The organism is Bradyrhizobium sp. Leaf396 (assembly GCF_001424605.1).
GTDB lineage: Bacteria > Pseudomonadota > Alphaproteobacteria > Rhizobiales > Xanthobacteraceae > Bradyrhizobium > Bradyrhizobium japonicum_C.
In genome coordinates, this window is sequence record NZ_LMQJ01000017.1 from 87,322 (window position 1) to 102,880 (window position 15,559).

19 protein-coding genes are annotated in these 15,559 nt (G+C 62.8%); 8 read left to right on the plus strand and 11 right to left on the minus strand.

All coding sequences use genetic code 11. The features are described from left to right. Positions 1 to 40: 40 nt before the first annotated feature. Positions 41 to 355 (plus strand): c-type cytochrome, encoded by a 315-nt coding sequence (locus ASG57_RS18115; RefSeq protein ID WP_024343281.1) that lies wholly within the window; start codon positions 41 to 43, stop codon positions 353 to 355. Between the two features lie 299 nt (positions 356 to 654). On the opposite strand, the gene ASG57_RS18120 is transcribed toward ASG57_RS18115, so the two are convergent. Continuing rightward, positions 655 to 996, minus strand: coding sequence for a phasin (locus ASG57_RS18120; protein ID WP_024343282.1), 342 nt, complete (start codon positions 994 to 996; stop codon positions 655 to 657). A 140-nt stretch (positions 997 to 1,136) separates the two neighbouring features. After that, positions 1,137 to 1,322 (minus strand): hypothetical protein, encoded by a 186-nt coding sequence (locus tag ASG57_RS18125; RefSeq protein WP_024343283.1) that lies wholly within the window; start codon positions 1,320 to 1,322, stop codon positions 1,137 to 1,139. Between the two features lie 614 nt (positions 1,323 to 1,936). Here ASG57_RS18125 and ASG57_RS18130 point away from each other — a divergent pair. Further along, positions 1,937 to 2,293, plus strand: a complete 357-nt coding sequence (locus ASG57_RS18130) for a hypothetical protein (protein WP_024343284.1) — start codon at positions 1,937 to 1,939, stop codon at positions 2,291 to 2,293. A gap of 45 nt (positions 2,294 to 2,338) precedes the next feature. On the opposite strand, the gene ASG57_RS18135 is transcribed toward ASG57_RS18130, so the two are convergent. Together ASG57_RS18135 and ASG57_RS18140 are read right to left on the minus strand one after the other, a co-directional pair. Then, on the minus strand, positions 2,339 to 2,914 hold the full coding sequence (locus ASG57_RS18135; RefSeq protein ID WP_024343285.1) for a hypothetical protein: 576 nt from the start codon (positions 2,912 to 2,914) through the stop codon (positions 2,339 to 2,341). A gap of 45 nt (positions 2,915 to 2,959) precedes the next feature. Further along, positions 2,960 to 3,493 (minus strand): GcrA family cell cycle regulator, encoded by a 534-nt coding sequence (locus ASG57_RS18140; RefSeq protein ID WP_024343286.1) that lies wholly within the window; start codon positions 3,491 to 3,493, stop codon positions 2,960 to 2,962. Between the two features lie 162 nt (positions 3,494 to 3,655). Between ASG57_RS18140 and ASG57_RS18145 the strand changes: the two genes are divergently transcribed. Together ASG57_RS18145 and ASG57_RS18150 are read left to right on the plus strand one after the other, a co-directional pair. Next, positions 3,656 to 4,264, plus strand: a complete 609-nt coding sequence (locus tag ASG57_RS18145; RefSeq protein ID WP_024343287.1) for a S24 family peptidase — start codon at positions 3,656 to 3,658, stop codon at positions 4,262 to 4,264. Between the two features lie 109 nt (positions 4,265 to 4,373). Beyond that, a complete protein-coding gene (locus ASG57_RS18150; protein ID WP_057196918.1) occupies positions 4,374 to 4,649 on the plus strand; it encodes a hypothetical protein in 276 nt (91 codons plus the stop codon). A gap of 38 nt (positions 4,650 to 4,687) precedes the next feature. Here ASG57_RS18150 and ASG57_RS18155 read toward each other — a convergent pair whose 3' ends face one another. Beyond that, positions 4,688 to 5,662, minus strand: coding sequence for a quinone oxidoreductase family protein (locus ASG57_RS18155; RefSeq protein WP_024343289.1), 975 nt, complete (start codon positions 5,660 to 5,662; stop codon positions 4,688 to 4,690). A gap of 224 nt (positions 5,663 to 5,886) precedes the next feature. Between ASG57_RS18155 and ASG57_RS18160 the strand changes: the two genes are divergently transcribed. The 3 genes from ASG57_RS18160 (at position 5,887) to ASG57_RS18170 (ending at position 8,563) form a co-directional block, all read left to right on the plus strand. Continuing rightward, complete coding sequence (locus tag ASG57_RS18160; RefSeq protein WP_024343290.1) at positions 5,887 to 6,087, plus strand: hypothetical protein; 201 nt, start codon at positions 5,887 to 5,889, stop codon at positions 6,085 to 6,087. Between the two features lie 146 nt (positions 6,088 to 6,233). Continuing rightward, complete coding sequence (locus ASG57_RS18165) at positions 6,234 to 7,181, plus strand: AAA family ATPase (RefSeq protein ID WP_057196911.1); 948 nt, start codon at positions 6,234 to 6,236, stop codon at positions 7,179 to 7,181. Positions 7,182 to 7,186: 5 nt separating this feature from the next. Beyond that, complete coding sequence (locus ASG57_RS18170; RefSeq protein ID WP_057196919.1) at positions 7,187 to 8,563, plus strand: vWA domain-containing protein; 1,377 nt, start codon at positions 7,187 to 7,189, stop codon at positions 8,561 to 8,563. Positions 8,564 to 8,579: 16 nt separating this feature from the next. Here the strand turns inward: ASG57_RS18170 and ASG57_RS18175 are convergent, their stop codons facing one another. Continuing rightward, complete coding sequence (locus ASG57_RS18175; protein WP_024343293.1) at positions 8,580 to 8,762, minus strand: hypothetical protein; 183 nt, start codon at positions 8,760 to 8,762, stop codon at positions 8,580 to 8,582. A 335-nt stretch (positions 8,763 to 9,097) separates the two neighbouring features. Here ASG57_RS18175 and ASG57_RS18180 point away from each other — a divergent pair, with 335 nt between their 5' ends. Further along, positions 9,098 to 9,319, plus strand: a complete 222-nt coding sequence (locus tag ASG57_RS18180) for a hypothetical protein (protein ID WP_024343294.1) — start codon at positions 9,098 to 9,100, stop codon at positions 9,317 to 9,319. Positions 9,320 to 9,343: 24 nt separating this feature from the next. Here ASG57_RS18180 and ASG57_RS18185 read toward each other — a convergent pair whose 3' ends face one another. From ASG57_RS18185 to ASG57_RS18205, 5 genes are all read right to left on the minus strand, one after another. Further along, entirely contained in the window at positions 9,344 to 10,714 is a 1,371-nt protein-coding gene (locus tag ASG57_RS18185) for a hypothetical protein (RefSeq protein WP_057196912.1), read from the minus strand. Between the two features lie 63 nt (positions 10,715 to 10,777). Beyond that, on the minus strand, positions 10,778 to 12,082 hold the full coding sequence (locus tag ASG57_RS18190; RefSeq protein WP_057196913.1) for an allantoate amidohydrolase: 1,305 nt from the start codon (positions 12,080 to 12,082) through the stop codon (positions 10,778 to 10,780). 485 nt (positions 12,083 to 12,567) lie between these two features. Then, positions 12,568 to 13,455 (minus strand): 2-oxo-4-hydroxy-4-carboxy-5-ureidoimidazoline decarboxylase, encoded by an 888-nt coding sequence (uraD, locus tag ASG57_RS18195; protein WP_024343297.1) that lies wholly within the window; start codon positions 13,453 to 13,455, stop codon positions 12,568 to 12,570. Between the two features lies 1 nt (position 13,456). Continuing rightward, positions 13,457 to 14,392, minus strand: coding sequence for an allantoinase PuuE (gene puuE, locus ASG57_RS18200; RefSeq protein ID WP_024343298.1), 936 nt, complete (start codon positions 14,390 to 14,392; stop codon positions 13,457 to 13,459). Then, positions 14,393 to 14,806, minus strand: coding sequence for a DUF3830 family protein (locus tag ASG57_RS18205; RefSeq protein ID WP_024343299.1), 414 nt, complete (start codon positions 14,804 to 14,806; stop codon positions 14,393 to 14,395). Positions 14,807 to 15,559 lie beyond the last annotated feature (753 nt).

Genomic DNA, 15,559 nt, shown 5'->3' on the forward strand with positions numbered 1-15,559 from the left:
TTGAGCGCGGCAGACGCGAGCGAACGTAGAAAGATTGCCCATGTCCCGGCACGTAAGAAGGATTTGCCTCCTGATTGGCGTAGTCTCTGGCGTCGGTACGTCCGCCCTGGCCGCTGACGCCGATCACGGCGCCGACCTTGCCAGGCGCTGGTGCGCGAGCTGTCATGTCGTGGCGAACGGGCAGACCCAGGCGAGCGCCGATGTTCCCTCCTTTCCGTCCGTTGCGCGCAGGCAGGACTTCAGTCCGGAAAGGCTCGCCTTCTTCCTGCTCGATCCGCACCCGAAGATGCCGAACTTTCCCTTGAGCCGAGCCGAAGCCGCGGATATTGCGGCCTACATCGCATCGCTGCGATAGAGCGTGATCCGGATCCGAAGCTCACGTTGGCACGAAGCGTGGAGCGCTTTTCGGAAGAGACCGTGCTCAAAGCCGCAGACGACTCCCACCGATCTCCTTGCGGTCTAGCGGTCACCGGACGAAAGCGATCCGCTACAAGTGCAAATCCCTGCCGGAGGACCGGCAGGGATCAGCAGAAGGGATGACGGACGGCGAATGGAGTCGTTCGGTGGCCCATCATGGACCTGCGTGAGTATCGAAGCGCGGATCTTAACATCGCACAAGATCAAGTTGTGGGCACGCCGTACACACAGCGAGAGTCAAGACTTGTCCTTGCCTGGTTGCATGAGACTGCCCGTCATTTGGCGCATGTGATCTCCCGCGCTCGTGAACTGACTGCGCAGGAAATCGGACTGGATACGCATCGCTTCCTGCAAATCGGTGGCATGTACAAGCTTGCGCGCATGCTCAAAGGCCGACTTCATGTTCTGCTCGGTAAAAGCGAGCGCCTGCTTCGATACCTCCGTCCCCGCGCCCGGAACGGATGACATTGATTTGCTGGCGGCTTCAAAAAACATGCCGAAGGCCTTTTCCGCCTGGTCGATCGTCTTCTCTGCCAAGTCGCGCAGCTCGGCCGGAACTTCGAGTTTCGGTTCGATCATGGTCGCACTCTCCCTTTTTCGAACTGGATACCACATTTGCCGGACCACCTTCCAGCGGCCAGCCGAGGGGGATGACACCCGCTGACGGGTGTATGAGGAAAATGGATGGATGCAGCCTGGGTCCGGCGCGCGGCCAGACTTTAGGACAAGGGGTGCTCAGGAAGAGCTTCCTCGGTGGCCAGATCTTCGACCAGCTTGATCACTTCGAAACGCTGTCGAGGCGCGAGCTTCAGAAACGCGCGGAGCAGGCGCAGGCTCTCGACGGTGCCGCTTGCAGGCACGCCGAGCTTGAGATGCAGCTCGGCGGCGAAATTGAGGTCTTTCATCTCGCACCTATGACAAGCATCGGCCCTCGCGATCCACTCAAGAACCGAACGTCGCAACAGAACCTGTCGCGACGAACTCTCGGCCGGGGGCGCCCGCCAGGCTGGCACGCTGAACTGCACCCAAGCGACAGAATTGGTTGTAATTATGCCAAGGAACAACTCCTCCAGCAAGCCCGGCTCGGGTACGATGCTTCTTCTGCACCGAACCACGGCGATTCCGGATAACAGGAATATCGACGGCCGTCACCCACCTGCGTCAAGAAGCTGCATCGAACACGTATACAGTCTTGAGCGCCGTTGGCGCTGCGCTTCGCTTTTGTTTCCTATGTGAATGGACATTTGCGGACACCAACAGACGCTTGGCAGCGTATACACGTAGCTGTTGAGTGACGTGCGGAGGTTGTATCGTCGATGGCAGGACCGCGTGATCTTCACGCCCATCGGCCTCCGGTGAGTGGCCGCGATACCCTCAGCGAGCCTCATCGGGCCCGATTTGCTTTCCATCCGTGAACCGCCGTTCAGAAACAAACGACAAAGCGATTGCAGAACGGACACGCAGATCACGGCGCCCCCGCTGGAGAAATCTGGAGCGTACACCATCAAAGGACAAAGGCATGCTTTCTCGCTGCGATCTCATCAAGGGCGCTGCAGTCGCGCTTCTCACCCTCTCGGTACAAGGCGCATGGGCCCAGGAGACAAAGATGAACCTCTTCAAGATCGTTACCGTCAAGGACGAAATTGTCGTCGGATTGTCGGCGGAGGAGCTTCAGGCGCTTGGCGGCAACGATGCGAGCGCCGTTGCACGCGCGCTGGCACAGAAAGGCGACCTCACGGTTTGGCAATACAATGTGCGTCGAGGCCCGAACGGCGAACTGCAGCAGGCGCCGACCGCCAAGATCGGTCTTTTGGCCAACGCGTCGCTTCGCGTCGAGCCCTACACCACGCCGTACAGGATACTGCCTCATCCGTAAGCAGGGTCGGTCACGTCGGCGGCCGAGACCGCCGGCGTGCCGCAATCATCTCCGCCGGTCCGGACGCAGCGTCCCAGCTTCCGTCGCAAAGCCGTAGATCAGCGCCAGCCGATCCAGGCATTCGCGAAAGCGGCGCCCAAAATAGTCGTTCCAGCGCTGCGTACGGACGGCACGACGCTGCCCGATCTGATCCATGGTCAGACCCAGCACCAGCACATCGTGCACCAGCGCGGCGCCGTCAGTCCCGAGCTCGCGCTCGACCCGGTTCAGCCGCAGCACCGCCTTTCGCTGGCTCTCGGTGACCGGCTCGCGCGTGCTGGTGCCATCGACATATTCGCGGGTCGTGTCCACCGCCTGAGGCCCCCGCTCAGCCCGCTCCCAATCGTTCTGAAAGGCGCGCCCGCCGCGGTATTGCGCTTCGTCGATCTGGTGGTGCGCATGCAGCCGGCCGAGCGGATCGCTGCGGATCGACCGCATAGCCAGGATCTTCTCGCCTGAATCGAGCGCGAGCGGATTGTCGACCTCCACCTCCGCCAGCTCGGCATTGAACGGCACCTCCCTCGACCGCCGGTCGTAGATCTGCGCCAGTTTGTAAGACTTGTTGCGTCGGGCACGTGCCACTGGGCTACTCCTTGCAAAATTGACGATCGAACGAAGGCGGCACTCTCAAGGGACGCCGACCAGCCTCAGCACGACCCGCCCGGCGACACGGGCGGACGGCGTGCCAGAGCGACGCGTCAAGCGAGCATGCGGTGCGCAATAGCTGGACGCCGGCTGGCGGGGGTGGCCACAGAAGGCAATCTCCTCGCCGTCCTTGTCGCCGCCATAGGGGTAGTGGCAGTCGGCCGGCTCGAGTTCGACGAGCGGTATCAGGCGCGGCTGGACGCCGACACAGCGCAGCTTCACCCGTTGGGCGGGCTTCATTGCCGATTTCGGCGGCAGATTCAGGTTCGGCAAGGCTACGCGCCGTGGCGCAAGCGGGCTGGCCTCGCCCGGCCACGATGGCGCGATCGACGGGCTTGTCATCCATTCCGGCAGGACGAGCCCGAGCCGCTTGGCGCGGCCGACCACCGCGCTGCGCGTGTAAGCCGTTCCGAATCGTGCGTTTAGCTGTCTCCCGATCTCCGCATAAGACATGCCTTTGAGAAAATAGTCGCGAAGCGCGTCGGAGTGCTCCGACGGCCAATGGCCCGGTTCCATGCTGCTGTCCTGTGATGCGCCGCCTCCGATCGAACGACGGAAGGCGGAGCATACATTCCGGTATTCCGAATAGAGAGTCAAGCGACAATTCTGATATTCATAATTGCATCAATTCCGAATTTCGGATTACAAGAGGCCAGGTGCGCAATCGAGGGAATCACCATGTTGGACGTTGCTATGATCGAGCGGGGCCTGGAGAAAACGGGCAAGAGCAAGGGCGGCCTGGCGGCGGCCATGGGCGTGCGCCCCGGGGCGGTCTCGGAGATTCTCGGCGGCGAGCGCTTGGTAAAAGCCTCGGAGATCATTCCGATCATGGAATATCTCGAGCTCAATCTTGCGCCGATCATGGGCCGGGTCGGAGCCGGCGCGGTGATCGAGCCGGACTATGAACAGGTCCCCCCGGAAGGTCTCGGCGACGTCACGTTGCCCTTCCCGATCATGGAAGAGACGATCGCATTCGAGATCGTGGGCGATTCGATGCTGCCAAAATACGAAAGCGGCGACGTGATCGTGGTCTACAAGGATCAGCGCCATCCGTTGTCGAGCTTCTACGGTGAAGAGGCGGTGGTTCGGCTCAAGACCGGCGAGCGCTATCTGAAAACCATCGAGCGGGGAAAATCACCCTCTGTCGTCAACCTCACGAGCTTCAATGCCAAGCCGATCGTCGGGGTCAAGCTCGACTGGGTCGGGGAGATCTGCCTGTCCATGCCCAAGGGGCAACTCGAACGACTGCGCGCGAAATCGGCGCGGCCCCGCAAGAAGGGCAAGTGATGGAGCTGCAGCCGGCCATTTCGCATTTTCAGAAATGACCATTGACAAAATTCCGGTTTCCGACAATACTCTGCCGCGCTACGACCACGGGGCGCGGCAGGATCGTTTCATGCAATACTTCGTCGTGATGATCGACTATGGGCGGCGGGGCCGCGAGGCGGTCGTCGATCCGGAGATCACGAGGCGCGAAGTCATCTCGCGCATCGCCTCGGGCGAATACCAGAACATCTCGTTCATCCACGAGATCCTGGAGAATGCGGTCGAGGACGTGACCGAGGCCATGCTAACTGAGGCCGCCCTGCCCCAGATCCCGCCTGAGGATATAGACCTCCAGGCAATCGACCTTGATCACACCCGCGATCTGCGCAAGCACGAACGGTCATGACGCAGGCCAGGTAGCCTGCGTCACCGCCCGGTCGGGGATTACACCAACAGAACTGTCGATCCCGTGGTTTTGCGTGCCGCCAGGTCGGCGTGCGCCTTTGCGGCCTCCTTCAACGGATAGGTCTGGTGCACCTCGATCTTGACCGCACCGGACTTGACGACATCGAACAGTTCGTTCGCCATCGCGACCAGGCTTTCGCGTTTGGCGGCGTAGGTGAACAGCGTCGGACGCGTGACGTAAAGCGAGCCCTTCTGCGCCAGCAGGCCAAGATTGAGCGGCTCGACCACGCCGGACGATTGACCGAACAGCGCCGCGACGCCGAGGGGCGCGAGGCAATCCAGCGATTTCAGGAACGTGTCCTTGCCCACGGAATCGTAAACCACCGGCACCTTCTTGCCGCCGGTGATTTCGTCAACCCGCTTAACGAAATCCTCTCGTGTATAGATGATCACATGGTCGCAACCATGCGCCTTGGCCAGCTTGGCCTTCTCATCGCTGCTGACCGTGCCGATCACGGTCGCGCCGAGATGCTTGGCCCATTGGCTCAGGATCAGACCAACACCACCGGCCGCGGCATGAAGCAGAATGGTATCGCCCGCCTTCACCCTATAGGTCTGCCGGATCAGATATTGCGTCGTCAGCCCCTTGAGCATCATCGCCGCCGCGGTCTTGTCGTCGACGCCGTCAGGCAATTTCAACAGCCGGTCGGCGGGGATCAGCCGCGCCTCGGAGTAAGCTCCGAGCGGCGAGGCGCCATAAGCGACACGGTCGCCCGGCTTCAGATCGGTAACATCCGGGCCGACCTCCTCCACGATACCGGCTGCCTCGCTACCGAGCCCGCTCGGCAGTTGCGCCGGATACAAGCCCGAACGGTTATAGATATCGACGAAATTGAGACCGACAGCGGTGTGGCGGATGCGGGCTTCGCCGGGTCCAGGCTTGCCGACGCTGACCTCCTCCCAGACCAGAACTTCCGGCCCACCGGTCTTGTGAAATCGAATGGCATGCGTCATGGGCGTTGCTCCCTTATCGTTGAGGTGAAGGTCCGAACACGGAATTGGCCAGCGAAACAGGCATTTGGCCCACCCTGGACAGTACAGAGCCGTAACCAGAATGTCACAGCGAACGGCAAACATTAGCCGTTCCACCTGTGTTCGAAAGAGTTGATGAGGGCTCCGGGCTAGCCGGCAGTAGCTTCGCGTGGGGTTTGGTGGGTCGCCTGCGAAGGAGAGCGGAGATGCCAGCTTACGTTCAGCATCATCAGGATGTCGAGGTCCCGCCCGTGAATTGCCCCGCCTGCATGGGGTTCCTGCCGATGTATGTGCGCGAGGTCGAGCCGCATTGGGGTCTCGCCAGAATCGACTTCGTTTATGAATGCGCCGATTGCGGCGCCGAGGTCAGGCAGACAATCCGCAAACCGGAGCAGCTGCGGCACTGATTTCGCGAACGGCGAGCTGCCTAACTATTTGCGCGGAACGGAAAAAATGCCGCTCACGCGCATCTGATGTCTCCCAAACGAGGCTTGTTCTTTGCCGGGAACGCAGGCAGAACAAGCCTCACTTGGACCCTTGGGAGCGCCCATTCGTGGCTGATCAGAAGCCCTCGACGTCGATCGAGGCAGTGGAAAGCGGCCTCGCCGCGCAAGGTTACATCGCGAGCCGGCAGATCGCGACGGCCGTCTATTTGTCGCAGCAGATCGAGAAGCCGATCCTGGTCGAGGGGCCTGCCGGCGTCGGCAAGACCGAGCTCGCCAAGGCGATCGCTGCCTGGCGCGGCATGAAGATGATCCGCCTGCAATGCTACGAGGGCCTCGACGAGGCCAAGGCGCTCTATGAGTGGAAGTACGCCAAGCAGCTTCTCTATACGCAGATCCTGAAGGACAAGCTCGGTGAGGTTCTCGGCGGCGCGCAGACGTTGCACGCCGCGCTCGACCAGCTGCACGATTTCGGCGACGTGTTCTTCTCCAAGGAGTTTGTCGAGCCACGTCCCCTGCTCCAGGCGCTGGAGCAGCCGGGCGGCTGCGTGCTGCTGATCGACGAGATCGACAAGTCAGACGCTGAGTTCGAATCGCTGCTGCTGGAGATCCTGTCCGACTTCCAGGTCACCATTCCCGAGCTTGGAACCGTTTCGGCCATCACGCCGCCAACCGTGATCCTCACCTCCAACAGCGAGCGCGACCTCGGGGACGCGTTGAAGCGCCGCTGCCTGCATCTGCATATAGGCTTTCCCGAGCAGCGGCTGGAGGAGCGGATCGTCGAAAGCCGCGTGCCCGGCATCTCGCAGGCGCTGCGACGGCAGATGGTCGGCTTCATCCACGAGATCCGCTCGCTCGATCTGAAGAAGCTGCCCTCGGTCAGCGAGACCATCGACTGGGCGCGCGTGCTGGTGCTGCTCCAGGCTTCCGAACTCGATTCCGAGATCGTCAAGGACACGCTCAACGTGCTCCTGAAATACGAAGCCGACATCGAGGCTGCAACGCCGCAAGTGACGACCTTCATTGCCAAGGCGGCACGGTCCAACGTCTTCGGTTGACGCCGATGCGCGAGAACCTCCATCGTTTCTTTCGGGCGGCACGGGGCGCCGGCGTTCACGTCTCGCCTGCGGAAAGCATCGATGCGATGCGAGCAGTCGCGCAGGTCGGCCTCTCCGACCGCGCAATCCTGCGCGACGCGCTGCTCCTGACACTCGCCAAGTCACAGGACGAGAAGCTCGCTCTCGGCGATTGCTTTGATCTCTTCTTCAGTCAGCCGGAGCCGAGGCAGGACCAGCCCGAGGCGGACAACGACGACACTTCGCCCGATGCGGATCAGTCGCCCCCCTCCGACGCTCCCGGCGATGCTGGCGAAGGTCAGCCTTCCCAGGGTTTGGGCCCGCTCGCCCAGATGCTGCTTTCGCAGGACCGCAATGCGATCGCAGCCGCCATCGCCAGCGCCTCCGGTGCGGCCTCCCTGTCCGACATCCGCTATTCCACTCAGCGCGGCATCTTCTCAAGCCGCATACTCGACGCGATGGGCCTTCAGCGCCTGCGCGACGACCTCGACGAGCTGACCGCGACCAATCCGGCCCTGGCCGAGCGCCTGCGCGCCGCACTCGACGGCTTGCGCGAAGCCGTGCGCGATACGGTCTCCCAGGGGCTTGCACTCTACGCCCGCGAGGAGGCCGAGAACCTCCGCAATGAGATCCTGCGCAACGCGCCGCTTGCTCGCATCGAGCGGCGCCAGGTCGCCGAGATGCGCGCACTCATTCGCCAGATCGCGCGCCGGCTGCGAGAGCGCTACTCGAAGCCACGCAAGCGCCAGCGCCGCGGCCATCTCGACGTGCGCCGCACGCTCCGCCGCAATGCGGCCTGGGGCGGCATTCCCTTCCTCACGGCATGGAAGCGCAAGCATCGTGACCGACCGAAGATCGTCGCGCTATGCGACGTCTCCGGGTCGGTCGCTCAAGTCTCAGACTTCTTCCTGCTGCTGATCCACTCATTGCACGAGGTGGTCGACGACGTCCGCTCCTTCGCCTTCTCCTCCCATCTGATCGAGGTCAGTGAAATCCTGGAATCGAAGTCGCCGGAGGAGGCGATGTCCGAGATCATGTCCAAGGTCGGTTTTGGCTCGTCAGATTACGGCTCTTCGCTGGTCGATTTCGAGAAGGAGTTCATGAGCACGCTGACGCCTCGGACCACCGTGATCGTGCTCGGCGACGCCCGCAGCAACAATCTCGACCCGCGTGCCGACATTTTGCGCCGCATCTCCGAGCGCTCCAAGCGGCTGGTCTGGCTCAATCCCGAGGGGCGGCTCGCCTGGGGCTTTGGCGATTCCGAGATGCCGCGCTACGCGACCTTTTGCAGCGTCGTGCGCCAATGCGCCACCGCACAGCAGCTCGAGCGCGCCGTGTCCGATATCGTAGCGACGTATCAGTAAGCAAAAACCAGCGGTGTCAGGCCGCGTTCCGCTCGGCCTGCGCGAGATTGCACTCCCGGAAGTGATAGGCGATTTCATCGAGCGCACGCTGCTCCCATTCCTGGGCCTGTGCGAGCCAGAATACACGACGTTCGGAGTCGAGCGCCGCGCGCTCACGGCATAGAAATTCCTGACTGCGAATTTCAACCAGCTTGTTCATGCACTCCACTCCTCCTGTGAAGCCAATCGCCTGCAAATGAGTGTAACAGAGTCCTGCACGGCTCGCCGCGTCATTTCTATGCATATCGCGGCGAAGGGACAGCGATGCTTCCCGTGCACTGCGGCAATTCGCACCGCAACATCAAGCTTCGATCATCGATATTTGATTGGCGCTTTCGACGATCTGCTCATGCAACGCTTGGACAGCAACGGACTGCCGCAATTAGTGAAGAGACGTTCTAAACAGTTCACCGAATTCCGGACTCATTGTCGTCGCATGGTCTTCATGCAGCTCCGCTAACAGGGGCGCGCGACTGGGCTATCGTTTGAGGCACAATGAGCAACGACGTCGATTTCGATCTTACCCCGGACCAATGGGACGCTCTGCGCACGCTCCGCAACGCCACGTCGAGTGGTCGCCTCTCGAAGGCCTACCTGATCGAAAGCCTCGTGAAGCTTGGTCTCGTGGACGTCAATGACGGCGTACCGTCGATGACGCCGACGGGACGCAAGGTGCTCGTGCGCGGGTCATGCCGGCTGCTGGATCTCGCGGCATAGCGGCGCGCAACAGGACCGGATCGCTCAATCCCACCGGAGGAGCGGCGTCCCGTACGCCCGCCTCCAGACCGACAGAAAGCGCGGGAACCAGGAATGGGCCACGGCGCCCTTATAGGCCCAGGTGCGGTACTTCAGCCCCTGTTCGGAAATCAGCTCCTGATAGCCGCCGTGGACCTCGGTCGCAGTCCGAATGTCCTTCAATATTCCTTGTGCGCAGGCGCGGTAGGTATCGCGCCCCGTGAACTCGTCATAATCCAGCATGCGATCTGCGAACTCGACGTTGAACGTCGGCCAGGAGGAGCGCCCCTGATAGGCAGGTGCGGCAATCTTGTGGATCATCTTGTTCCTGGGATTGTCGGCCGACACCAGGAAATGAAACGTGCTGGGGATACGAAACCGCGGTTCCGCGATGATCAGATCCGCCGTGGCAGCGAACAGCGCCCGCTCGCTCGCATCGCTCATGGTCCAGAATCCGCGATGCACACCGACGAAATCCAGTGCGACTGATGACGCCGGCGAGGTCGTCCGGTCTTCCAGGGAATGCCTGATGTAGCCGTCCTTGCCAAACAGGCGGAGCAGGTCCCTCTTGTACTGCACAAGGTCTCGCCCGAGCAGCCGCTTCAGCTCGTTCTCACCGACGATCCCGAGCTGCACGCCCCACACGAAGGTCGTGTAGACAGAAGCATTGGTTACGAAGCGCTTGCGCTCGGCGCGGGTGTCTGTCGCAGCGGAACGGGGTGCGTTGACATCGCAAAGCAAAGACCTGGTTCCGCCATCATCGAACGGTTCGAGCTCGCTTGCGAGCTGCAGAATGGCTCGCTTCAGGTCGGCGCCATACTCCGCCAGCAACAAGCGGCCGGCATGCGCGCATTGCGACATCGCGAGATAGGACGGTTTCCTCTCCTCGGCAGAGATCATCTGCTGGAGGCCGGCGAGAATGCCGAGCAGCGTGTCGGACGGGCGCGAGAAATAATTCACCCCGAGGTACCGGCCGCGTCCCGCGGGGACGATGGTCGTCGTGACGACGCCGGCACGAACCGCGTCCAGCAACAAGCGGACGCTCTTGTCGAGCAGCCGAGCGCGCCGGACAGCATCCTGCGCATCCAAGATGGTTTCGGGATCGAGGACATCAGGATAGAACCACGCGAAGTCGCGGGGATAATAGGCGGAGGCGTGTGGTGCGCCCGTGACGAGGAAAGCCTCGGTCAGCGAAAAGGCACTCTCCATCGAGTGCCGATAGAGGTCCCCGATGGCAGTGAACGAATGATCCGATCTTCTCAGGAACCGATCACCGAGAAAATTGACCGCCTGGAGGGCGTTGGCGAGAACGGTCGCAGCCGCACCCTGGTAGAATCGGCTTCTGCGGTTTGAGGGCAACGGGGTATCGCTATTCATATCCTGGCCGGGTCAACTCCGATGGTGCGGGCACCATCCAAAGCCTGCCTGATTCGTATTTCTTCACGATGACCTGGCTGCTTCGGCTGGGGCTTCTTCAGCCTGCCGTCGACCTTCCTGCGGCCTGAAATTCTCGATCACCCGCAACAGCACCCGCGCGCCCGCGTCGGCATCGGCGAGTTCGACATGTTCATCCGGGTGATGGCTGATGCCACCGCGGCAGCGGACGAAGATCATGCCGACATCGGCAATGTCGATCATCGCCATGCCGTCGTGCCCTGCTCCGCTCGGCAGCTCGAAGACGGAAAAGCCTTCGGCCTCGATCGCCTGCGCGATCTGCTGCTGGAGCCAAGGCGCGCACGGTGCAGTGCGGTTCTCGTGAGTGACATCGAGTTGAAGCGCCAGCCGCCGGCGCTTGGCGATAGCCTCGATCTGGCGGACGATTTCGGTGACCGCGCGCTTACGATGCCCGTCGGTCGGCGCCCGCATGTCTATGGTGAACGACACCTGGCCCGGAATGACGTTGGTCGCACCGGGCTTCGCCTGGATGTGGCCGACGGTGCCGACAAGGCCGCCCTCGTCGGTGCGGCAAAACTGCTCGATCGCGCCGATGCATTCGGCCGCACCGGCGAGCGCGTCTCGGCGCAGCGGCATTGGGACGGTGCCGGCGTGACCGGCCATCCCGGTCAGCCGCGCGGCAAGGCGCGTGGCGCCGGCAATCGCTGTAACCACGCCAACGGGCAGGTTCTGTGCTTCCAGCACCGGCCCCTGCTCGATGTGCAACTCGATATAGGCCAGCAGTTCGCCCCGCGTCCGTGCCGCTGCGCCGATACGGTCGGGATCGAGCCCGAACTGCACGAGCGCATCGCGCATTGAAACGCCATCGCGGTCGCGCGTGTTCAGCACATTCTCGTCGAAGGTCCCGGCCACCGCACGGCTTCCGAGCAAGGTCGAGGCGAAACGCACCCCCTCCTCGTCGGCAAACCCGACCACCTCGATCGCAAACGGCAGGCGCTTGCCGCGGCGGTTGAGGTCGGCGACGCAAGAGATCGCCGTGATCACACCCAGCGGCCCATCCCATTTGCCCGCATCGCGCACGGTATCGTAGTGCGAGCCGAGCATCAGGCATGGCGCACCCGGCTGGTCGCCTTCGTAGCGGCCACAGACGTTGCCGATCCCATCGAGGCGCGCGCTCATGCCTGCTTCGCGCATCCAGCTCAGGATGAGGTCCGCTGCCTCGCGCAGCTCCGTGGTGAGGTAGATGCGGGTGAGGCTGCCGCCCTCCTCCGAGATTGCGGCCAGATCGTTGATCCGGCGAACGATCACCTCGCCGAGCGATGCACTTTGAACGGCACTGACGGCCCCCATCTCAACAAGCCTTCTCTTCTCTGACCGCCGCCGCTGTCCTGGCGACAATCGGACCGGGTTCCCTGCAGCAAATCACGCCCGGCGCTTGCCCCAACCAAGGCGTGATTAGCATGAATGTGACCACACGCCATGCGACCTCGCGCGGATGCGCCCGGGAGCCGCCGGGAAGTGCCCGATCCCTAGGCAGAACCGCAGCCGATTGATTGCGGGGGCGGCGATCACCTCATGACGGCCAGATACTCGGGATGAATTTCCATGTGAAAGACATCGAAGACAGGCTTCCGGGGCAACTAGCACGCTTCTTGCATTTCCCGGATCACCTGCTCCTCCCGGAGGAGGTTCGGAGGGGGTGGCCAGAAGCACCCGGCACTTGTGGCTGCCCCCTCTTTCCACTTTTGCCTGGCTTACCCCGCCCGCATGGCGCGCGGCGGAACTGAAGCTGCGCTCGATCCCACCGACGGCGTCGTGCCGACGAGCCTATTTTTCTAGCTGCCGCGATAGGTCGAATAGCTCCACGGCGTGACCAGCAGCGGCACGTGATACTGGCCTTCCGGCTCGCTGACGGCAAAGCGCAGCGGGATCTCATCGAGGAACGGCGGATCGGACTGTGGCACGTTTCGCTCGGCGTAATATCTGGCGACGCTGAAGCGGAGTTCGTAACGGCCGATCGGCAGCGGACGGCCGCCGATCAGCGGCTGGTCGGTGCGGCCGTCGGCATTTGTCACCGCGCGCGCGATGACGCGGTTCTCGCCGAGGGTCGCGAGCTCGACGAGCTCAACCGGGATGCCCGGTGCCGGCTTGCCAATCTGATTGTCCAGCACAAGCGTCGAGAGCCGGCCGTGCACCTTCAGCTTGTCGTCCGCAATGACGAGCTGATCCAGGCGCAGCGCCGCGATGCGGCCGATTTCCTCGATGGCACGTCGCGTCTCGGTCTTCGCGATATTGAGCAGCCGCGTCTCGCAGTCGCGCAGCACCGAATCCCTGGTGTGACGGCGCAAGCAGACGATATAGGGAAAGCCGAACTTCACGCGGTAAGCGTTGTTGGCGCGCCCGAACGCCGCGTATTCGGGCTCCGACAGCCGGTCGAGCCCGGCTCTGTTCTGCTCGTCGGCCGTTTCCGCCGTAAGGCCGGCGGCAGGTTGCGTCTTGCTCGCGAGATCGGGATGGGCGCGGATCAACGACAGCTGAACGTCGGGCTCGGCGCTCTGGATCGCCGCAATCAGCGCGGCGTGGAGTTGATTGATGCCTGTGAAGGGCCGCTTTGCCGCAAGCTGCCCGGCGAGCCACGGCGAACATTCGACGACGCCGGCAAGCGCCGCAACGAAGTCGTCCCTGCTGGCGCCATTGAGATCGGCGAGCGAGATCTGTGACATCTCACCCGATCTCGAATGCGTCGGCGGCCAGATGGGCGTGCTTGTCGTGCCAGTGCTGCGCGATCTGCAATCGGGTCGGCACCCAGACGCGCTCGTGCTTGCCGATATAGTCCAGGAAGCGGATCAGGCCCGCCGCGCGGCCGGGCCGGCCGGCGAGGCGGCAGTGCAGGCCGACCGACATCATCTTCGGTGCGGTCTGCCCTTCCGCATAAAGCACGTCGAATGCGTCCTTCAGGTAGGTGAAGAACTGTTCGCCTTCGGCAAACCCTTGCGGGTTGATGAAGCGCATGTCGTTGGCATCTAACGTGTAGGGAATGAAGAGCTGCTTGCCGCCCGGTCCCCTTACCCAATAGGGCAGATCATCGGCATAGGAGTCGCAGAGATAGAGGAAGCCGCCTTCCTCCATCAGCAGCCGGTTGGTGTTGATCGAGGAGCGCCCCGTGTACCAGCCGAGCGGCCGCGATCCTGTTGCCTCGGTGTGGACGCGGATCGCCTCCGTAATCTCGGCGCGCTCCTGCGCCTCGGTCATGTCCTTGTGCTCGATCCATTTCAGGCTGTGGCTCGCGATGTCCCAGCCCGATTCCTTCATCGCTGCGACGATCTCGGGATTGCGCTTGAGCGCGGTGGCGACGCCGAACACGGTCGTCGGCCACTTCCGCTCGTTGAACATCCGCCACAACCGCCAGAAGCCGGCGCGCGAGCCATATTCGAACATCGATTCGATATTGGCGTGGCGCTGGCCCGGCCAGGGCTGCGCGCCGAGGACGTCGGACAAAAAGGCTTCCGAGGCTCGGTCCCCATGCAAAATGTTGTTCTCGCCGCCCTCCTCGAAATTGACGACGAACTGCACTGCGACCCGCGCGTTGCCGGGCCACTGCGGATGCGGCGGGTTGCGGCCATAACCGCGGAGATCGCGCGGGTAGCGGGGCTCAGTCACTCAGACTTCCTCGAAGCGAATCGGCTGCGCGCCCTTCCACAGCACGCTCTTGCCCAGCGTCGCCAGATTCTCGAGCCCGGAGGTCAGGGTGATGAAGTGGTTACCCGCGAGCTGGCCCATCTTGCTCGCGAAATGAACGCCGCCATAGGCGAGCAGGATCTCGGTCTCGCTGATACCGCCGGGGTAGAGGATGATCTGACCGGGCGCGGGGTAGCTGGTGTGGTTCTCATAGCCGACCCCGAAATCCAGGTCGCCGAGCGGCATCCATACGCCCTCGCCGCTCCAGCGCACATGGATGATGTGGCTTTCGAACGGCAGCGCGTTGCGGAAAGCGGCGACGGTTTTGGGCGCCAGCTCCTCCTCGAAGCGGGCATCGAAGGTGAAGTCGCCGGCACGGATAACGAGTTTGCTCATCTCATCTCTCTGGATCAGGGCCAGCGGCCCCACGGCTCACTTCCAAGCAAAAAGCATTCCCGACAGTTTCGCGCAAGTGGCGCGGCAGCGTCTCGCATGTCCTGGGCATCGGCCGGCTTGCGATCCGGCATGCCCGCTCGCCGGAAAGCTCGATGACCCATTGAACCGGATTGCGAGTGGCAAGTCCACGGGCGCTCCCGTTTTCCCAATGCTCCAATCGTCGCCATCATTCCCCGCGAAGGCGGAGAATGCAGTACGCCGCGGCTGCTCGGCCAATCACTCGGACCTCCGGAATACTGGATCGCCCGTCTTCGCGGGCGATGACAGCGAACGTGAGATGGCAAGACACGCCTGCCCGATCTCGCGGCGTGTTTCGCCCGAGCTTTGCTTGATCTCTCCGCCCTCTCGTCCAAGAGGGCGCAGGGAAGGCCGGGTGCCGGCGGCACCCGCGGTCTGCTGCGCAAAAAGGTGCACGCAGGAAACCGCACAGCAGCATACAGGTGAAGCCCAACACACGGCCTTCCCTGGAGTTCCTTCTGGCCTCCCTCGCCCCAGCGAAATTCACCGGCGCCGCGCCGGTTGACGCGACTGCCGCATTCGCCAACGCTTGACCGTAGCAACGACGGTCAGGACCACACGGTTTTGCCGTACGCGCGGTTCGCTTGACCCCACCGGCTCCGACGGCCTTGTGCACGTTGCCATCGAGYACCGGCGGGACGAACCTGTCAGCGCCGCTCGTCCGCACGCGGTCGC